The organism is Pontibacter harenae, assembly GCF_020907245.1.
GTDB lineage: Bacteria > Bacteroidota > Bacteroidia > Cytophagales > Hymenobacteraceae > Pontibacter > Pontibacter harenae.
The window spans coordinates 25,903-43,676 of record NZ_JAJJWH010000015.1 but is presented as its reverse complement, the minus strand read 5'-3'; the positions used below and the strand labels follow the sequence as shown (position 1 = coordinate 43,676).

Genomic DNA, 17,774 nt, shown 5'->3' with positions numbered 1-17,774 from the left:
AATAGAAAAATCAGTTATTCAAAACTAAAATTCAGTCATTCAGTTATCCGATCTTTCATAATTCCCAAGTCGTGGCTAATACCTATTTCCAGTTTAAGCAATTTCGGGTAGAGCAGGATAAGTGTGCTATGAAAGTATGCACAGATTCCTGTGTGTTCGGGGCTTATGTGGAGGTGGCGCAGGCACAAACTATTCTTGATATTGGTACTGGCACAGGGCTTCTGGCATTGATGGTGGCGCAAAGGTCAGAGGCAAGTGTAGATGCCGTGGAAATAAATGCAGAAGCACAGATGCAGGCAAGGGAGAACTTCGCCAGCAGCTCTTGGGCTGAACGGTTGAAGTTGCACGCTGTCAGTTTGCAGGAGTATGCACAGTATAGCCAGCAGCAGTATGATGTTATACTTTCCAACCCGCCGTTTTTCCTTTCTTCCTTAAAATCTGGAGATGCCGCCAAAAATGCAGCCAAGCATACTGGAGAATTACTATTTGAGGATATTCTGAATTTTGCACAAAAACACCTGACTCCAGCGGGAAAACTATACATCCTCTTACCTCCAGCCGAAGCCACACATTTTGCTACTCTGGCTACAATTTATAAACTGCACCTGAACGAAACACTCGAAGTATACACCCGCGTTGGCGGTAAATGTATCCGTCATATTCAAACCTACAGTTTCGCTCCCACTGATTTTCCTACACAAAAAGCCATTCCCATTCGTGAGGCTGATAGCGTCACCTATAGTTCTGCCGCAATTGATTTGCTGCACCCTTACTACCTCATTTTTTGATTTCGCGACACACGTAGCAAGTATCAAGACACACAACCTTCAGCTATACTGGTCATAGTTTGCAGACAAGGCTTTATTGTTGAGAGCAGCAAAGCTTTATCTATACCTCGCTGGCGCGAATCTCCAAATTCTTGACTTCTAACAAGGGCTGCTCCGATTGCAGTATCTCTTGCTGAAGGAAGAAAAGCTCTATTTCACATACACCCAAAGGCATAAGATGATTCTCGCTTCAGGTGTTTATTGCCCAATGCGAGCCTGTCAAGTCACAGACTCGACACTGTACTTAGGCACGGGAATGATTCCCGCACCGGGGCTAAAAACCAGTAAAACTCACAACGCCACCGTATATAGCTCTGACATCAATAGCATAACTTGTGGCTAAAGTTTTATCACTTCTACTTTTGTACCTTGCTTTCGCTACCGTTCCACTCGCTGCGCAATCTAAAGCTAAGAAGATACTACTCAGAGCAGCTGAAGCCTGTGAGCAGGTGAAGCAAGGTAGCTATGAAGTCTCCTACAGGCACAAGTTCTTCTCAAGCAATGATACCCTTAGCAAAACAGGAGAAGTACATTTTCAAAAAATAACGAAAGATAATGTTGGTGCTAAACTCAGGCTACTAGTGGAGGACGAACCTGAACGGCTATACACTGGAGAAGCATTATACCTGGTCAACCATCAGCAAGAAACCATATTTCAAGTTGATAGTGCGGCTGGCGCTTTCAACTTTATCAGGGGCAATCCTAGCGGCAACTTGGTACTGAACCCCTTGGCTGCAGACAGCGACATCTTCCAGCAACTGACAAGGAGCTCGGGTATCCGAATAGGGAAGGGTAAAGCGGTGAAAGTAAATGGCACAACTTGCTTTACGATCAAAATCAGCTTTCCTGACAATGAAGTGGAGCAAACGCAGCATAGCTACCGTATTTATTATATTGGCAAGAAAGATTACCTGCCCCGCAAGTACGAGGATTTCTTAGACTGGCAGGGCCAGCATCAATACATGATGGTGGAACTGAAAAACCTACAGGTAAATAAGCCGCAGGAGGCGAATTTGTACAGTATTAATGCTTTTCCTGATGATTATAAAGTGGAGAAACATAAACCTAAACAGGCGCCATAGGCTCTTACTGCAGCATCATTTTTCTTCTTCCTTCTCCACAAAATTTACTCCGTACTGTTTTAGCTCCTCCAGCACAGGCTCGTATAGTTCTGGGTAAATTGGTATCACAACGCCTTTACGATTTATTTTCCCCTGCAGCGACAGCTTTGCAAGTATTCCTACAGGCAAGCCCACTGTTTTAGCCATAGCTGTTTGTACCTCATCATCTCCCAAAACTACCAAAGAAGTTACTAACCCATACTGTTTCGCCTGCAACTCATACTTAAATAAGTGTTGCATCACAATCATGTCTTTGTCGCCAGGTGCTAAAGTCCACCTCTCTTTCAGCATCTTCTCCAGCACCTGGGCAGGTGTGGCGTTGGCTAATGCAACAGGCTTTTCTTCAAATAGCCCCAACCATACCAACTTCTTCATAATTTCACCATTTAAGGCTATACCTGCATACTTACACAGGCGCTGCGCTATCGTTTGTGCTGGATCAGTGGCAGGTGGCAGAAAAGCTTCCAAAAAGCTGCGGTAGGTCATGCGTTCAGAGCCATCTAAGGTATAGCTGTCGTCGGTCAAGCCTAGTTGCACAAATACATTCCAAGCTTCGCAATAGCCTGGGCGACGCAAGGTACCACGTAGCATGGTAGGTATATCCTGCAGGCCGTATGGTTCACGGTAACTTAGCGAGTCTCGGTTAGCATAGCCTTCGAAGTGGCCGTAGCCTTCTACAAAAAACTCGTCGGTTCGAGTGAACAGTTGGTAGTTCGGGATGTACTTATACTCTCCGTTTCTGATGTACTTAGCTGTTCCCTGTCCTGCCAGCACTACGTTTCTAGGGTTCCACGTAAATTTATAGCGCCAGGGATTATTATCGGATTCGGGTGCTACCAAACCTCCTGTATAAGATTTAAAAGAAGTAATTTTTCCACCCTGCTCCTGCACCCGCCTTATCACGTCCATAGCCGACATGTGATCTATACCAGGATCTAAGCCAGACTCCATTAGGATAGTTATTCCCTTTTCCTGTGCCTCCAGGTGTAGTTCCTGGATAGCAGGCGTTACATAAGATGCCGTAATTAGGTTCTTTCCCTGTTTTACACACTCCTTTGCCACCTCTATGTGGAAAACCGCAGGCAGCAATGAAATTACCATTTCAGCCTGGCTTACCTCCCTTGCCCGCTGCTCCGCTTTATGCACATCAAACACAAAAGCCTCTGCAAAACTATGCGGTTCCAGCGCCGCCTGCAGGTGCTCAACAGCAATATCGCCGATGCGGATCTGCCAATTTTCGGTAGGGGCATTCTGGAGGAAATACTTTATAAGAGAAGAGGCTGAGCGCCCAGCACCGAGTAGCAAAATCTTTTTCATAGCAGCAGGTTTGCCAAAAGTTAAGCATTACAGCAATCAAGGCAAATATTTAATCTTCTTATGTAAGCAAAAAATAGTATATTTAAAGCCCTTTTCTCATTTTTAAACCTAACAGGGACTAAATGGCAAGTGAGCTAAATATAAATATCACCATAGATGTGCTGGAATCAGAAGAAGAACTGACAGCACAGGAAAAAGAAGCCTTACAGGTAGCACAAGAAGCTGCCAACGATGCATATGCCCCTTACTCAAACTTTTTAGTAGGCGCTTCGCTTTTACTGGAAGATGGCTCCATCTTTAGAGGAAGCAACCAGGAAAATGCCGCCTACCCTTCAGGATTATGCGCCGAGCGTACTGCCCTTTTTGGTATGAGTGCCCAATATCCTAACAAAAAAATAAAATTGCTGGCTGTTACAGCTCGACGCCTTAGCGAAGAAAAATTCTTGCCAGCAATGCCCTGTGGCGCATGTAGGCAGGTAATGTCAGAGTATGAGCACAAGCAACAGGAAGCTATACCTGTTATTCTGCAAGGTCCTGAAGGCACGTTTTACCGCTGCCACTCGGTAAGTGATCTCCTGCCGTTACAGTTCACAAAAGATCATCTTTAATAAAACCTTTGTCTGTACTTTAAACTCAATATAGGGCTGACTATTGCGTTAGCTCTATATATGCAGCACACAACAAAAGGCAAGGCTACAGCAAACAGTTTGCTCATAGTACTTTCCATCATGGCGATTCTTTTTGTGGCTGCAGTAGGTGAAGCAGCTGCACAGGTAAGGCAACAGGTAGTGCAACTGTCAGGTTTTGTAGTGCTGGGCGATAGTATGGCCACAGAGGCAGGTGTAGCAGTATATATACCTACTAAAAATAGAGGCACGCAAACAGCTGCTAACGGTTATTATACTTTGCCTGTGTCTGCGGGCGACAGTGTCGTGTACAGTGCATTGGGCTATCAGAAAAAGTGTTTGGTTATACCCGAAAGTTCTGCTGGACAAAATTATACAGTCCATATAAAACTGCTACAAAGCGCAACAGAACTGCCAACGGTACAGGTTATGCCATGGGCTACAGAACGAGATTTTAAACAAGCTGTACTTAAGGTTGAATTGCCTAAGGGGCCACACATCAACACCAATTTCCCGATGGTAGCGCCAAAGTCTATATTAGATATTGCTCCAATGGATGCTGAGGGTAATTTTAAAATGTTTAAGCAGCAACAGACCCAGCGACAAGAAAGCCGTTTTAAAGCTCCAGACGTTATCCGCATATTTTAAAAAGGAGCCGCTATAGGTTACGACTCCTTATATGGTTAAAGTTCAGAAAGACGTTTCGGAAGGTTGCCAACTAAAGCACCATATTGAAAGGAGAAATTAATCGCTATTCCGAAACTAGAGCAACGAATAATGCCTAATAAAATATGGCTTTAGTAGGCGCTTGCCTGTGTCAGTTGCTGAATTGCCGAATTGTTGAGGTTAAGATCAGCGGCTTTTATCAAATCATCTAGCTGTGACAGGTTTGTAGCACTGGCAATGGGAGCTGTTATACTGGCACGGGCTTCTAGCCAAGCCAGAGCAACACTGGCTGGAGAAGTACTGTATTCTTCTGCCAGATTGTCCAGAGCATCTAAAATTTGTAAACCCCGATCATCTAAGTATTTTTTCACGCCACCTCCACGCTGGCTTTGGCTTAAATCGTCTTCAGAGCGATACTTTCCTGTTAAAAAGCCACTAGCCAGGCTGTAGTAACTAATTACGCCTAAGTCATGCTCGGTACAGATTTGCTCGTATTTGTTCTCATAATCTTCTCTGTCGTAGAGGTTATACTCGGGCTGAAAGCACTCGTATCGTGGCAATCCGTTTGCCTTACTTACCTCCAGCGACTCCAGCAGTCGCTCTGGCTCGAAGTTGGAGGCGCCTATCACACGCACTTTACCTTCTTTTATGAGTTGTGCATAAGCTTCCAGCGTCTCCTCCACAGGTGTATCGGGGTCGTCGTAATGAGATTGGTAGAGGTCGATGTAGTCTGTTTGCAGGCGCCTTAGCGAAGCTTCTACCGCTTTCTGAATATATGCTTTGGACAGACCTTTCATACCCTCTCCCATTTCGCTGCCTACTTTGGTGGCAACGATTACTTTATCACGGTTTCCGTGCTGCTTCAGCCATTTACCTATAATGGCCTCCGACTCGCCGCCTTCGTTGCTAGAGGCCCAGCGAGAGTATACATCTGCTGTATCGATAAAATTATAACCTGCATCTGTAAAGGCATCCAATAATTTGAAGGATGTGGCTTCGTCAGCTGTCCAGCCAAATACGTTTCCACCAAAGGCTAACGGTGCTATTTCTAATTCTGAGTTTCCTAGCTTTCTTTTTTGCATGTGTTGTATTTTGTGTTGCTACATTAAACTGAATTTACGGGATTAAACTCATCAGGATACTAAACTTCCAGGTCTGCCAAGAGTGCTCCTGTTCCTTAGCTATCCAACATCCTGTTAATGACCTATAAGAGGGAAGAATTTCTCTTTCAAAAACGTATTTTGGCCGAAGACAAAGGTTTTGAACTACAGAGGCTTTAAGTTACAGTTACACGGACAACTTATAGAGCATCATGTGACGTCTGCAATCATCTTAGTACTTAAATAAAAACGGCAGGCTATATATTATAACCTGCCGTTGATGCTCTTAAAAGTAATTCTATAACTACAGTAGCTGCCCTATTCCGAACAGTAACACAAAAAGTAAAGTGGTTATGGCCATCTGCTTCAGGTACGGGTCCAGTTCCACGGAGGTTCTTTTGCGCCACACGCTCACACCGTTAACTATAACTAAAGGCACAGCCAACACGAATAGCAGTTGCCACCAACTATAAAAGTTCAGCAATACGTACGCAAAGGCACTTGCCACTCCACCTAGCAAGAGGCACAGGTGGTAAACACGTGCAGGTTTTTGACCTATGCGCACAGGTATAGAATGCTTACCTGCCAGTAGGTCGGAATTGATATCGCGGATGTTGTTTACATTTAAAACCGCAGTCGCGAAGAAGCCACAAATCAAGGCTGGAAGTACAACTACCGCATTTAGCGTTTGCGCTTGAAGAAAGTATGTACCTAGCACACCCACCAGTCCAAAGAAAACAAAAACCGAAATATCGCCCAGTCCAGCATAGCCATAGGGTTTAGAACCTGCCGTATAGTTGATAGCTGCCCAAATACAAGCCAAGCCAATAGCAAGAAACAGCAGCGCCAGCAGCATACCTTCCGCACCAAAAGCAACCCACAGCAACAGCAAGCCAGACAGCAGCGACAGTGCACTGAACACCATCATCCCCTTTTTCATGTGTTCCGCCTTAATCAGCCCTGCCTGCACAGCCCGCTTCGGCCCCTCCCGATGTACGCTGTCGGCACCATGCACAGAATCACCGTAGTCGTTAGCCAGGTTAGAGAGTATCTGCAGAAAGAGCGTGGTAAGCACACAGAGCGCTACAATTGTACCGTTAAAGGCACCGTGTGCCGCTGCCATAAAACCACCCATACCAATGCAAGACAATGCCAAAGGTAGCGTACGGGGTCTAAAAGCAGAAATCCAGGCCTTCACCAAGCCTGGATTTTCAGTATAATGATTCACTTCAGTCAATTCTAAAACTTAACTATAAATTGTTATTTGTTGATAGCTGCCAAAAGCTCTTCACTCATCGGCTTTACTTTTGAAGGAAAGAAGGCTACTACTTTGCCATTTTCGTCCACTAAATACTTACAGAAGTTCCAGCTTGGCTTTTCCTTGTTTGGTGCCTGCTGCTGTAGCCAGCTATACAAAGGATGCTGATCTTCGCCCAGCACCGAAACTTTATCGAACATCTGGAAAGTTACACCATAGTTCTTCTGGCAAAAGCTAGCAATCTCTTCGGTGGAACCTGGCTCTTGCCCACCAAAATTATTAGCAGGGAAGCCTAATACAACAACCTTGTCGCCATGTGTTTCATGTAGCTTCTGCAAATCGGCGTATTGTGGCGTATAACCACATTCTGATGCAGTGTTCACCAACAATACTTTTTTGCCTTTATACTTTGAGAAATCAACCTTTTTGCCTTCCAAAGACTGCATTTTAAAAGAATAAAAGCCTTTCGCTACCGCCGCTTCATTTTCCATAGTATCTAGTGTTGTTGCTTTTGAGTCTGCTTTTGGTGCCGTAAATGAGGCCATAGCAACCAGCGCCAATAATACGGCTGCCTGGAGTAAAAATGTAGATGTTTTCATCATACGTAAAGCTTTGATCTTTGCTGTAATATTGTGAACTACACAAAGATACAATATAATCGCATTATTGTTTAAAATGTTGTAACATCTGCATCTATTTAACAAAAAGTTTACACTTAACATTTTAAAATACAACCTTCTACAGCTAAATTATTTTACTACATACGCTCTGGAACTGCTATACCCAGTAAGCCCATACTTGCTTTCACAAAGCGAGCTACCATGGCAGAGAGTGCAATTCTGAACTTACGTGCCTGCTCGTCTGTCTCGTTAAAGATGGACACCTCCTGGTAAAAGCGGTTATAGGCTTTGGCCAGTTCGTAGGCATAGTTGGCGATAACAGACGGCGCATACAGGCTACCCGCCTCTTTAACCACTTCAGGGAAGTTTACCAACTGCGAAATCACCTCTTGCTCCGTCTCGTGCAGGTTCTCAAAGTCATCAAAAGCGGCAACGTCTACTGCTATACCCATTTCGGAGGCCTTACGAAGTATAGCCGAGATACGAGCATGTGTGTACTGGATAAACGGTCCTGTATTGCCTTTAAAATCGATAGACTCCTGTGGGTTGAACAGCATGCGCTTCTTTGGGTCCACACGCAGCAGGAAGTATTTTAAGGCACCCATAGCCAATGTATGGTATAGTTCTTTCGCCTCCTGCTCTGTAAAGCCTTCTATCTTACCTAACTCCTCGGTCTGCTGGCGAGCGGTATCCACCATCTCCTGCACCAGTTCATCGGCATCTACCACAGTTCCCTCTCTCGACTTCATCTTGCCCGAAGGCAGGTCCACCATGCCGTAAGAGAGGTGGTAAATACCCTCAGCGTAAGGTTTTCCTAGCTTTTTAAGTATAGCCTTCAGCACCTGAAAGTGGTAATTCTGCTCATCGGCCACTACGTACACCGATTGGTCATAAGGGAAGTCGTTATACTTAAGTTCGGCTGTTCCTAGGTCTTGCGTAATATAAACGGAGGTTCCGTCGCCTCGCAGCACCAGCTTCTGGTCCAGCACATCGTCGGTCAGGTCTACCCACACAGAGCCGTCAGGTTTTTTAAAGAAAACTTCTTTTGCCAAGCCCTCTTCTACACGCTCTTTGCCCAGCATATAAGTGCCAGACTCGTAGTAGAACTTATCAAAATCGACGCCGATGGTTTTGTAAGACTCATCAAAGCCAGCATATACCCAAGAGTTCATCTGCTTCCACAACGCCACGGTTTCTTCCTCGCCTTGCTCCCACTTCTGTAGCATTTCTTGGGCCTCCAGCATAAGCGGGGCTTTTTTCTTTGCCTCCTCTTTCTCCATACCTCGCGCTACCAGATCGTCTATCTGCTCTTTATAGGCCTTATCGAACAGCACATAGTATTTACCAACCAAGTGGTCGCCTTTAATGCCGCTGCTTGCAGGTGTTTCGCCATTGCCCATTTTCTGGTAAGCCAGCATCGATTTGCAGATATGGATACCTCGGTCGTTCACTAAATTAGCTTTTAGCACTTTATGCCCGTTGGCCTTCAGTATTTCGGCTACAGAGTAACCCAGAAAGTTATTGCGCAGGTGGCCCAGGTGCAGCGGTTTGTTTGTGTTAGGAGATGAATATTCCACAATCACATTCTTTCCACTCGGCTCTGCCTGACCATACGCTGGGTTCTGCATTAGCTCGCGGAACAGGTTTAGCCACACATTCTCCTTTACCTCTAGGTTCAGGAAGCCTTTTACAACATTAAAATCCTTTACCTCAGCGGCATGCTCTTTTAAATAATCTCCCAGCGCTTGGCCTATCTGCTCTGGCCCTTTGCCTACCTGTTTGGTATAAGGAAAGGTAACAAACGTAAAAGAGCCTGCAAACTCTTTGCGGGTTGGCTGCAGCGCCACCTGAGAGGCATCCACAGAAATATCGAATAGAGCTTTGAGAGCTTCGCTTATGCGTTGGCTAATGGCTTGTTGGAGTTGCATTATTGTATAGCTGTACTTTTAGATTCTTTTTGTAAAATGGCGGCTGTAGCTGTTTCCAATATTTCGAAAGCGTTCTCAGCCATAGTATTTTCTGTATCCAGCGTTGGGTTGATTTCGGTCATCTCGTAGCACACTACACGCGGGTCCTGCAGCAGGTAATGGTTCAGTTCTTTCGCTTCCTCCACAGTCAACCCGATTTCTACAGGTGTGCCTGTTCCTTTCGAAAACTTTGAGTCCAGGCTGTCGACATCAAACGAAATGTAGATGATGTCACACCCGTTTAGCCGCTCCAACGCTTCCGCAGCTACCTGCTTCGCACCTTTTGCTGTAAACTCGGCATAACTGAAATTCTTTATCCCGTTTTCTTTGATGATAAAATCTTCGGGCTCTTCTGTGTCGCGCACCACAATGTACACCAGGTGCTCAGACTTTATTTTAGGGCCGTCGAAACCAAGCTTCTTCAGCGAGTTCCAAAAAAATACTGTCTCTGGGGCTGGTTCGTTTATCTGGCGGTTCAGGTTGTCCCAGTTCAGGGCCATAGCCAGCGGCATACCGTGCACATTGCCCGATGGCGAAGTATACGGCGAATGAATATCAGCATGGGCATCAATCCAAATCACGCCCAGCGTTTTATCTGGGTAAGCCGATTTTATACCAGCTATAGTGCCATGTGCGTTAGAATGGTCGCCAGAGAGCACCAACGGAAACATGTCGGTATCAAAGGTCTGAGCCACAGCTCTGGCAATGTTTTTTTGCACAGTCAGAATGCTGTCTATTCGGTGGGCATTCGGGAAAACATCCTTATCAAACAAGGTGTAGTTCAAATCTGGAACACTGACAGAGTTAAAGCGCCTGAAATAATCAGATCCTTTATCCCAGCAAGCGACACGCAGGGCCTCAATTCCCATACTTGCTCCACGCGTACCCGCTCCAAGCTCCGACCTTACTTCTATCAGTTTAATTTTTTTCATAGAATGAATCTGTTCAGGTTTAGCACAAATAAACTGGCTACCCATATTTTTTGCCCCTCAACCAAATATATTACGATGCTGAACAATATAATTTAAACAAAGTTTTTGCAAAGATTGTAAAATACAGACAATATTGCACAGCTAATTATAGACTATATCACTTTAGATGGATAAATACACCGATCTGATACATCAGACTTTTGACTTCCCCACAGATGAGTTCACCGTAGAAAATAATGAGTTATATTTTAACGGAATTCCGTTGATGGACCTCATTAAACAGTACGGCACCCCCCTTAAACTTACATATTTACCTAAAATTAGTTCTCAGATTCAGAAGGCCAAAAGGCTCTTTGCTGAGTCTATCGAAAAACTAGATTACCAAGGCAAATACACTTATTGCTATTGCACGAAAGCTTCTCACTTTTCTTTTGTGATGGAAGAAGCTCTTAAAAACGGCATTCATATCGAGACTTCGTCTGGGTATGATATGCAGATTGTGCGTGCCCTATACAAGAAAGGTAAAATCGATAAGAACACGTACATCATTTGCAATGGCTTTAAGCGCGAACGCTACCGTGAGTGGATTACGGAGTTCATAAACGAAGGCTTTGTTAACTGTATGCCTATCATAGACCACTTAGGTGAAATAGGTTATTATAAAGAGAATGTTAAGCAGAAGACCAAATTCGGTATACGTTTGGCTGCGGATGAAGAACCGAAATTCGAGTTCTATACATCGCGCCTTGGTGTACGCTACGGAGACTTAATAGACCTGTATGAGCAGCAGATTAAGCCAGACGAAAGGTTTGAGCTTAAAATGCTACACTACTTTATAAACACTGGTATAAAAGACACCTCTTATTACTGGTCGGAGCTTAGCCGCTTTATACGCAAGTACTGCGAGCTTAAAAAAGTATGCCCTGAGCTAGACACGGTAGATATTGGCGGAGGTTTCCCGATTAAAACATCTATTCAGGCAGATTACGATTACCGCTACATGGTAGAGCAGATTTTGCAAACCATAAAGCGTATTTGTGCTGACGAAGGTGTGCCTGAACCGAATATTTTTACTGAGTTCGGAATCTTTACAGTAGGCGAAAGCGCTGCCAACATCTACTCTATTCTGGATGAAAAACTACAGAATGATAAAGAGCTTTGGTATATGATAGATGGATCGTTTATCACGAACTTGCCTGATGCCTGGGCTCTGAATCAGCGTTGGCCACTGCTGGCGGTAAACCACTGGGATAAAGAGTACCGTAAAATTCAGTTGGGTGGCATGACCTGCGATAGCCAAGATTACTACAATTCTGAGATGCACTCGTTCCAGGTGTTCTTGCCAAAGATCCCGAAAAACGAGCCCCTCTATATCGGTTTCTTCCATACGGGCGCTTACCAAGAGCAGCTAAGTGGCTACGGCGGCATTAAACATTGCCTGATCCCGTCGCCACAGCACATTCTGGTAGATAAGGACGAAAACGGCGAGTTAAAGAGCTGGCAATTTGCACCAGAGCAATCTTATGAGTCGATGTTGCGTATATTGGGATACGAAGTATAAAAGTTTGGTTGCTAACTTTTTAGTGTGCAATTTTTGCTTTTATAGTAAAAAATGTATTTTTGGACTCATTATCTCTTAATACCTAACCATCATGAGAAAATTATTCGCATTTGGTGCCCTGTTTTTAGCCCTTGGCGTGTCTTCTTGCAAGACTTATTGCCCAGCATACAGCTACGCACCAGCACAAAAAAACACGCAAATAGAGCAGGAAGCGCCACAAATCGTTACTGCATCAGCTAGTACAACTGAAGAAGGTAACAGCTAAGGCACAGCCTACTGATATATAAAAAGCCAGCTTTAAGCTGGCTTTTTGTTTTATAGCTTTGCACAAAATGCAAAAACTAATTTCCTGCAAGTAAAAAATCATAATTATCTCTAAGCCAAAGCTTCAAAAATATTATCCAATTTTATCATCTAAAATCAACTTTGTAGCTTCAAATAGATCTTGCACTTGATTTTGATAAGTTCCCATCTCATGCGGCCCTACCAATATAGCTTTTACCCCTACCTTAGCAGCCGCCAGTAAATCTCGGATGGAGTCACCTACCAGCCACGAAGCATCGGCATCTATATTATATTTGGCTATGGCGCGTTCCAGCATCAAACTATCTGGTTTTCTGGACAAAGACTCTGAAAAGCTAGGATGCGAGGGGGCCATATAAATCGCATCAATCAAACTGTCACACGAATTCTGCAGTTTCTGGTGGCATGCCAGCACATCTTCTTTCGTGTACCTTCCCTTCGCAATACCTGCCTGGTTCGTTACCACAATCAGCAGAAAACCATGTTGCTTTAGCAACCTTAGTGCCTCTGGCACGCCAGGAATTACCTCGAAATCTTCAATAATATACGTATAGTCTCCACGTTCACGGTTTAGTACACCGTCACGGTCTAGGAATACACATTTCTGCTTTTGCATAAGAGTTATGTAGTTTCAAATCAAAATTAAGACTTATGCCTTTGGTTTGCACACAAATGCCTTTATAGTTGCTAATCAAAACTCAGGTCATACTTTATTGCCTGGCTGTTAACAGAATTTCATAACCAGCGTTAATAATGCCTTGTACCAAGCAAAGCCTTAAACAAAAGTCCATTTCGCGAAAAAATAAGGCTTCTCAATAAATAATTCCAGCCTAAACCTCGCTGCAAATAGCTGATTAGCTATATTTGAAGCATGAAAGAATCGTTGGTGATCATCCCAACCTACAACGAGCGGGAAAACATAGAAGCTATGGTGCGGAAAGTGATGTCTTTAAATCACCCGTTCGACCTGTTGGTAATTGACGATGGTTCACCCGACGGCACAGCAGACGTTGTCCGCCAACTGCAGGAGGAATTCCCTGACCGCCTGTACCTTGAAACCCGCACTGGAAAGCTAGGACTAGGAACGGCCTACATCCATGGCTTTAAGTATGCCTTAAAAAGAGGCTACGAGTATATTTTTGAAATGGACTGCGACTTCTCTCATAATCCTGATGATTTGGTAAGGCTTTACCGCGCCTGCGCTGTAGAGGGCAACGATGTAGCCATAGGAAGCCGCTATGTGCAGGGGGTAAACGTAGTAAACTGGCCCATGAGCCGTGTACTAATGTCTTACTTTGCCAGCCACTATGTACGCCTGATTACAGGCATGCCCATTGCCGACACAACGGCTGGTTTCAAGTGCTACCGCAGCAAAGTGCTTCAGACCATACAGCTAAACAAAATCCGTTTTGTAGGCTATGCTTTTCAGATTGAGATGAAGTTCTTGGCTTACAAATTCGGCTTTAAGATTGTGGAAGTACCTATCATTTTCACAGACCGTACTAAAGGTCAATCTAAAATGAATAAAGGCATTTTTAAAGAAGCAGTGTTCGGAGTTCTTAAGATGAAGATAAACAGTTTCTTTCGCCATTTCGACCGCTACTAGTTCCTTTGCAGTCTCACTTCTTATTCCTATTAGTTTGCGGCCTTGAAAAAGGCCATCTGGCATACTAACAATTCAAACCTTTTATAGCTAATTTTACACTTTCGGCATAAGCCCTTGCATCCATATTTGCTAATAGCACCATTGTGCACATACCATGAATGAAATTTATTTCTGGATAATATTCAACGCATTTGTTCTTTTTCTTCTGGGCCTCGACCTGTTCGTGTTTCATAAGAAAGAACATGAAGTAAAAATAAAGGAGGCACTTCTCTGGAGTCTTTTCTGGGTTGTGCTTTCCTTATGCTTTAATGCCTTTATTTACTACTGGCAAGGCCCTGCTCCTGCCCTGGAGTTTCTCACAGCCTACCTCATTGAGAAGTCTCTCAGTGTTGATAACCTGTTTGTCTTCATCCTAATATTCAACTTTTTTAAAGTGCCATTAAAGTTTCAGCACAAAATCTTGTTTTGGGGCATTTTGGGTGCACTTGTGCTGCGGGCACTGTTTATAATACTAGGTGTGGCGCTTATTTCTAAGTTCCACTTCATCATCTATATACTTGGGGCCTTCCTTATTTTCACTGGCGTTAAAATGGCCTTTTCAAAAGATGAAGAGGTACACCCTGAAAATAACCCGCTTGTAAACTGGGTAAGCAAGCATATGCGTATCACAAAGACTGCTACCGATGGAAAGTTTTTTGAGAGGCACGGTGGTAAACTATTTGCCACACCGCATTTTCTGGTGCTGATAATGGTAGAAAGCACAGATGTTGTTTTTGCAGCAGATTCCATCCCTGCCATATTAGCCATTTCTAAAGATCCATTTATCGTATATACATCAAATGTGTTTGCCTTGCTAGGCCTTCGGGCTTTATACTTTGCTTTGGCGGGTATTATGCAGTTGTTTCACTACCTGCACTATGGCTTGTCTCTTATTTTAGTGTTTATCGGAGCCAAACTAGTGTTAAGTGACCTGATAGAGATTGACATGCGCTACGCATTGCTCGTAGTGGGCTTTATACTTACGGTTTCCATTGTTCTATCGCTTCTGTTTCCTAAAAAGGACAATGAGTTGCCTCCTCCACCAGATTTTACTCTGTAGTCTTGCACCAGTCCTTCAGTTATTTACCAAAAGATTAAATGAAAAAACAGCATTTTTTTCACGAAACAAAAATTAAATAATTTGACAGAATTGAGCCTTTTTTAAAGCTCTCTTCTGAAAAAACAGACGATTTTGACGCTATTGTTGTTTAAACAGAGGAAAATCAGGCTCAAAAGTAAGTAAATGTGTATTTGAGTTTAATTCTAGCTTGATAACATTTTAGCAAATTTCACCCTTCTTTTTAAACAATCCATTAACAAATATTGCATTACCTTAAAATCTTTGATATATTTACATATCAAAAAAAAGAACATATGTTTTTTATCAACGCACTTGTACTTCAATACAATAAATCTATTAGACCCTGCGGGGCCTTCGGGTGAGCTTTGCGTTAATTAAAAATAACAAAATAAGACCTGAAAGCCTCGCCAGAAAAGCGAGGCTTTTTTTGTTCTAAATCTAAAGTTTAAAATATATTAATTAGTTCTTGTAGAAACCATGAATACATCAACCACCATGAAGCTTTGCAAAAGTAGCAGTACACTTGCAAAAACTGATAGACCTGTGATCATAGCAGGCCCATGCAGTGCTGAAAGTGAAGAGCAAATGTTAAAGACAGCGCTCGGCCTTCAAAAGCTTCAAGGGCTCTCTGTTTTTAGAGCTGGAATCTGGAAGCCCAGAACTAGGCCAGGACATTTTCAGGGTGTTGGCACGGTCGGGCTTGAGTGGTTAAAAACGGTTAAGCAAGAAACAGGCCTTCGTACCGCCTGCGAGGTAGCCCATGCCAAGCATGTAACAGAAGCTTTACAGCATGGCGTAGACATTTTGATAATAGGTGCGCATACCACTGTTAACTCTTTTTTGGTACAGGACATTGCCGATGCTTTGCAGGGAGTAGACGTGCCTGTGTTGGTAAAAAACCCAGTAAACCCAGACCTTATGCTGTGGATTGGAGCCCTGGAGCGCCTACATCATAGTGGCATAAAAGACTTAGGAGTTGTACATAGAGGATTTTCTACCATGGACAATGCCCCATACCGCAACCACCCCAAGTGGGACCATGTGGTAGAACTAAGGAAAGTACTGCCAGAAATACCAGTTTACTGCGATTCGAGCCATATAGCTGGCCGAAGAAGTCTTTTGCGCCCCGTTAGCCAACGTGCCCTCAATTTAGATTATGATGGTTTGATGGTGGAGGCACACTATAACCCAGCCTTGGCGCTTAGCGACGCCCAGCAACAACTAATGCCACAGGAACTGGATATGCTGCTTCAAACACTAGATTATAACATCGATGATGCCGATTCTGCTAGAAAAGGCGCACAACTGGAAGAACTTCGCAAATATATAGAGCACTTAGATGATGAGCTTCTAGATTTAATTGCCCGCCGCAGCAGGTTATCGGCTAAACTGAATGACTATATGGATGCGGATACAATCGAAGCACCTCAGGTGGTGCAATGGGATCATGTATTAGGAGATCTTTTAGTACATGCCAATTCAGCTGGAGTTAACAAGGAGTTTGTACAGACAATTTTCCAGGAGGTGCGCAAGCATTATGCTCAAACATACTTATACAAAGCGTAAACAATTAGTAAGTGCTTAGAATTTCACAACCTAACAAATGTTAGCTTGCTTATTTAGCAAATAAGCAAGCTAACATTTAAAAATTTGTTAAAAAATTCTTGCAACTCAAATTCATTTGCCTTACATTTGACTTATTAAAGTTTAGCAATATGATTTTACAAAGCGCATACTTTTTTAGCTTTTACTTTTTTGGTACCCGTTCGGGGCTCCAAGGGTAATGCTTTTGCGTTAAAGTAAACACAAAAATAACCTTAGAAGCCCCGCCTAAAGCGGGGCTTTTTGTTTTAAACAAGTACTATGGTACAGCAACTAAAAATAGCGATACAGGGTGGGCCTGCTTCATTTCATGATGTAGCAGCAAGAAAGAGTTTCGCAAAAAAATCGCTAGAAACCTTGCCTTGTGAGTCTTTCCACAGCCTTTGCAAAGCATTGGCAGCAGGTGAGACCGATTTTGCTGTGATGGCTATCGAAAATGCCTTGGCAGGAGGTATTCTTTCTAACTACACGCTATTGCTGCAAAACAACTTCAGCATCATAGGCGAGCTTTGGCTTCCTATCGACCAGAATATTATGGCTTTACCAGGTCAGAATTTGGCGGATATACACACGGTGCTCACGCACCCAGTAGCACTACTGCAGTGCGGCACCTTCCTAGGTAAGCACCCCCAAATGCAACCACAGGAAAACCACGATACTGCCGAAAGTGCTCGCCATATCAAAGAGAATAATTTAAAAGGTGTGGCAGCTATCGCCAGCGAAGAAGCTGCTAAGCTCTATGGCATGCAGATACTACAGGCCCATATTGCTGATCGCAAAGATAACTATACACGCTTCCTGCTACTTTCTAGAGAAACAGCGCCATCTGCTATAGCTACCAAAGCCTCTATCATACTTGGTCTTTCTGAGAAAGACGAATCATTAGAGAAACTTCTTCTTTTACTAGAGGCACAGGAAATAGCTGTTACACTCACACAGCCACTTCCAGCCATTTCTACTCCAGAAAAGCAGTACATTGCGCTCGATTTGGAAGGAAAGGATAGTGAGCAGGTACAAAAAGCTATAGCAAAAGTAAAAACTTTGGTAAAAGAGCTAAAGCAGTTAGGAACATATAAAGGAGTAGCTCACCCGCGACACAACGCGCAGGCAGCTAAAACTCCATTAGCAACAGTCTTACACGCATAACC

17 protein-coding genes are annotated in these 17,774 nt (G+C 43.7%); 10 read left to right on the top strand and 7 right to left on the bottom strand.

All coding sequences use genetic code 11. The features are described 5' to 3' along the window. Window positions 1–71: 71 nt before the first annotated feature. Both LN893_RS09865 and LN893_RS09860 read left to right on the top strand, forming a co-directional pair. Window positions 72–788 (top strand): tRNA1(Val) (adenine(37)-N6)-methyltransferase, encoded by a 717-nt coding sequence (locus LN893_RS09865; protein ID WP_229969652.1) that lies wholly within the window; start codon window positions 72–74, stop codon window positions 786–788. 374 nt (window positions 789–1,162) lie between these two features. Beyond that, window positions 1,163–1,909 carry a hypothetical protein gene (locus LN893_RS09860; protein ID WP_229969651.1) on the top strand — a complete coding sequence of 249 codons (747 nt, stop codon included), beginning with the start codon at window positions 1,163–1,165 and terminating at the stop codon, window positions 1,907–1,909. 15 nt (window positions 1,910–1,924) lie between these two features. Here the strand turns inward: LN893_RS09860 and LN893_RS09855 are convergent, their stop codons facing one another. Beyond that, window positions 1,925–3,265 (bottom strand): saccharopine dehydrogenase C-terminal domain-containing protein, encoded by a 1,341-nt coding sequence (locus tag LN893_RS09855; RefSeq protein ID WP_229969650.1) that lies wholly within the window; start codon window positions 3,263–3,265, stop codon window positions 1,925–1,927. Window positions 3,266–3,387: 122 nt separating this feature from the next. Here LN893_RS09855 and cdd point away from each other — a divergent pair, with 122 nt between their 5' ends. Further along, window positions 3,388–3,873, top strand: a complete 486-nt coding sequence (gene cdd / locus LN893_RS09850; RefSeq protein WP_229969649.1) for a cytidine deaminase — start codon at window positions 3,388–3,390, stop codon at window positions 3,871–3,873. Window positions 3,874–3,933: 60 nt separating this feature from the next. After that, the gene (locus LN893_RS09845) at window positions 3,934–4,539 is read left to right on the top strand and encodes a carboxypeptidase-like regulatory domain-containing protein (protein ID WP_229969648.1); all 606 of its coding nucleotides are present in this window, start codon (window positions 3,934–3,936) and stop codon (window positions 4,537–4,539) included. Window positions 4,540–4,688: 149 nt separating this feature from the next. Here LN893_RS09845 and LN893_RS09840 read toward each other — a convergent pair whose 3' ends face one another. From LN893_RS09840 to rocF, 5 genes are all read right to left on the bottom strand, one after another. After that, window positions 4,689–5,639 carry an aldo/keto reductase gene (locus LN893_RS09840; RefSeq protein WP_229969647.1) on the bottom strand — a complete coding sequence of 317 codons (951 nt, stop codon included), beginning with the start codon at window positions 5,637–5,639 and terminating at the stop codon, window positions 4,689–4,691. 322 nt (window positions 5,640–5,961) lie between these two features. Then, window positions 5,962–6,885 (bottom strand): 1,4-dihydroxy-2-naphthoate polyprenyltransferase, encoded by a 924-nt coding sequence (locus LN893_RS09835; protein ID WP_229969646.1) that lies wholly within the window; start codon window positions 6,883–6,885, stop codon window positions 5,962–5,964. A 32-nt stretch (window positions 6,886–6,917) separates the two neighbouring features. Then, window positions 6,918–7,517 (bottom strand): glutathione peroxidase, encoded by a 600-nt coding sequence (locus LN893_RS09830; protein WP_439651195.1) that lies wholly within the window; start codon window positions 7,515–7,517, stop codon window positions 6,918–6,920. A 155-nt stretch (window positions 7,518–7,672) separates the two neighbouring features. Beyond that, a complete protein-coding gene (gene argS, locus LN893_RS09825; RefSeq protein ID WP_229969645.1) occupies window positions 7,673–9,463 on the bottom strand; it encodes an arginine--tRNA ligase in 1,791 nt (596 codons plus the stop codon). After that, window positions 9,463–10,434, bottom strand: coding sequence for an arginase (gene rocF, locus LN893_RS09820; protein ID WP_229969644.1), 972 nt, complete (start codon window positions 10,432–10,434; stop codon window positions 9,463–9,465). Before rocF ends, argS begins: the two co-directional genes overlap by 1 nt. A 166-nt stretch (window positions 10,435–10,600) precedes the next feature. Here rocF and LN893_RS09815 point away from each other — a divergent pair, with 166 nt between their 5' ends. Continuing rightward, window positions 10,601–11,995: a type III PLP-dependent enzyme domain-containing protein gene (locus LN893_RS09815; RefSeq protein ID WP_229969643.1), complete on the top strand. Its 1,395-nt coding sequence runs from the start codon at window positions 10,601–10,603 to the stop codon at window positions 11,993–11,995. Between the two features lie 91 nt (window positions 11,996–12,086). Beyond that, entirely contained in the window at window positions 12,087–12,260 is a 174-nt protein-coding gene (locus LN893_RS09810; RefSeq protein ID WP_229969642.1) for a hypothetical protein, read from the top strand. A 132-nt stretch (window positions 12,261–12,392) separates the two neighbouring features. Here the strand turns inward: LN893_RS09810 and LN893_RS09805 are convergent, their stop codons facing one another. Further along, window positions 12,393–12,914, bottom strand: a complete 522-nt coding sequence (locus LN893_RS09805; RefSeq protein WP_229969641.1) for a D-glycero-alpha-D-manno-heptose-1,7-bisphosphate 7-phosphatase — start codon at window positions 12,912–12,914, stop codon at window positions 12,393–12,395. 255 nt (window positions 12,915–13,169) lie between these two features. On the opposite strand from LN893_RS09805, the gene LN893_RS09800 reads away from it, so the two are divergent. From LN893_RS09800 to LN893_RS09785, 4 genes are all read left to right on the top strand, one after another. Next, entirely contained in the window at window positions 13,170–13,904 is a 735-nt protein-coding gene (locus LN893_RS09800) for a polyprenol monophosphomannose synthase (protein WP_229969640.1), read from the top strand. 154 nt (window positions 13,905–14,058) lie between these two features. Further along, a complete protein-coding gene (locus LN893_RS09795; RefSeq protein WP_229969639.1) occupies window positions 14,059–15,003 on the top strand; it encodes a TerC family protein in 945 nt (314 codons plus the stop codon). Window positions 15,004–15,501: 498 nt separating this feature from the next. Next, complete coding sequence (locus LN893_RS09790; RefSeq protein WP_229969638.1) at window positions 15,502–16,590, top strand: bifunctional 3-deoxy-7-phosphoheptulonate synthase/chorismate mutase type II; 1,089 nt, start codon at window positions 15,502–15,504, stop codon at window positions 16,588–16,590. A 297-nt stretch (window positions 16,591–16,887) separates the two neighbouring features. Then, window positions 16,888–17,772, top strand: coding sequence for a prephenate dehydratase (locus tag LN893_RS09785; protein WP_229969637.1), 885 nt, complete (start codon window positions 16,888–16,890; stop codon window positions 17,770–17,772). Window positions 17,773–17,774: the final 2 nt, after the last annotated feature.

Bases quoted from the DNA above. Each gene is read 5' to 3' on its own strand.
- LN893_RS09855 (WP_229969650.1), bottom strand. From the start codon at position 3,265: ATGAAAAAGATTTTGCTACTCGGTGCTGGGCGCTCAGCCTCTTCTCTT.
- cdd (WP_229969649.1), top strand. From the start codon at position 3,388: ATGGCAAGTGAGCTAAATATAAATATCACCATAGATGTGCTGGAATCA.
- LN893_RS09845 (WP_229969648.1), top strand. From the start codon at position 3,934: ATGCAGCACACAACAAAAGGCAAGGCTACAGCAAACAGTTTGCTCATA.
- LN893_RS09840 (WP_229969647.1), bottom strand. From the start codon at position 5,639: ATGCAAAAAAGAAAGCTAGGAAACTCAGAATTAGAAATAGCACCGTTA.
- LN893_RS09830 (WP_439651195.1), bottom strand. From the start codon at position 7,517: ATGATGAAAACATCTACATTTTTACTCCAGGCAGCCGTATTATTGGCG.
- argS (WP_229969645.1), bottom strand. From the start codon at position 9,463: ATGCAACTCCAACAAGCCATTAGCCAACGCATAAGCGAAGCTCTCAAA.
- rocF (WP_229969644.1), bottom strand. From the start codon at position 10,434: ATGAAAAAAATTAAACTGATAGAAGTAAGGTCGGAGCTTGGAGCGGGT.
- LN893_RS09815 (WP_229969643.1), top strand. From the start codon at position 10,601: ATGGATAAATACACCGATCTGATACATCAGACTTTTGACTTCCCCACA.
- LN893_RS09810 (WP_229969642.1), top strand. From the start codon at position 12,087: ATGAGAAAATTATTCGCATTTGGTGCCCTGTTTTTAGCCCTTGGCGTG.
- LN893_RS09805 (WP_229969641.1), bottom strand. From the start codon at position 12,914: ATGCAAAAGCAGAAATGTGTATTCCTAGACCGTGACGGTGTACTAAAC.
- LN893_RS09800 (WP_229969640.1), top strand. From the start codon at position 13,170: ATGAAAGAATCGTTGGTGATCATCCCAACCTACAACGAGCGGGAAAAC.
- LN893_RS09795 (WP_229969639.1), top strand. From the start codon at position 14,059: ATGAATGAAATTTATTTCTGGATAATATTCAACGCATTTGTTCTTTTT.
- LN893_RS09790 (WP_229969638.1), top strand. From the start codon at position 15,502: ATGAATACATCAACCACCATGAAGCTTTGCAAAAGTAGCAGTACACTT.
- LN893_RS09785 (WP_229969637.1), top strand. From the start codon at position 16,888: ATGGTACAGCAACTAAAAATAGCGATACAGGGTGGGCCTGCTTCATTT.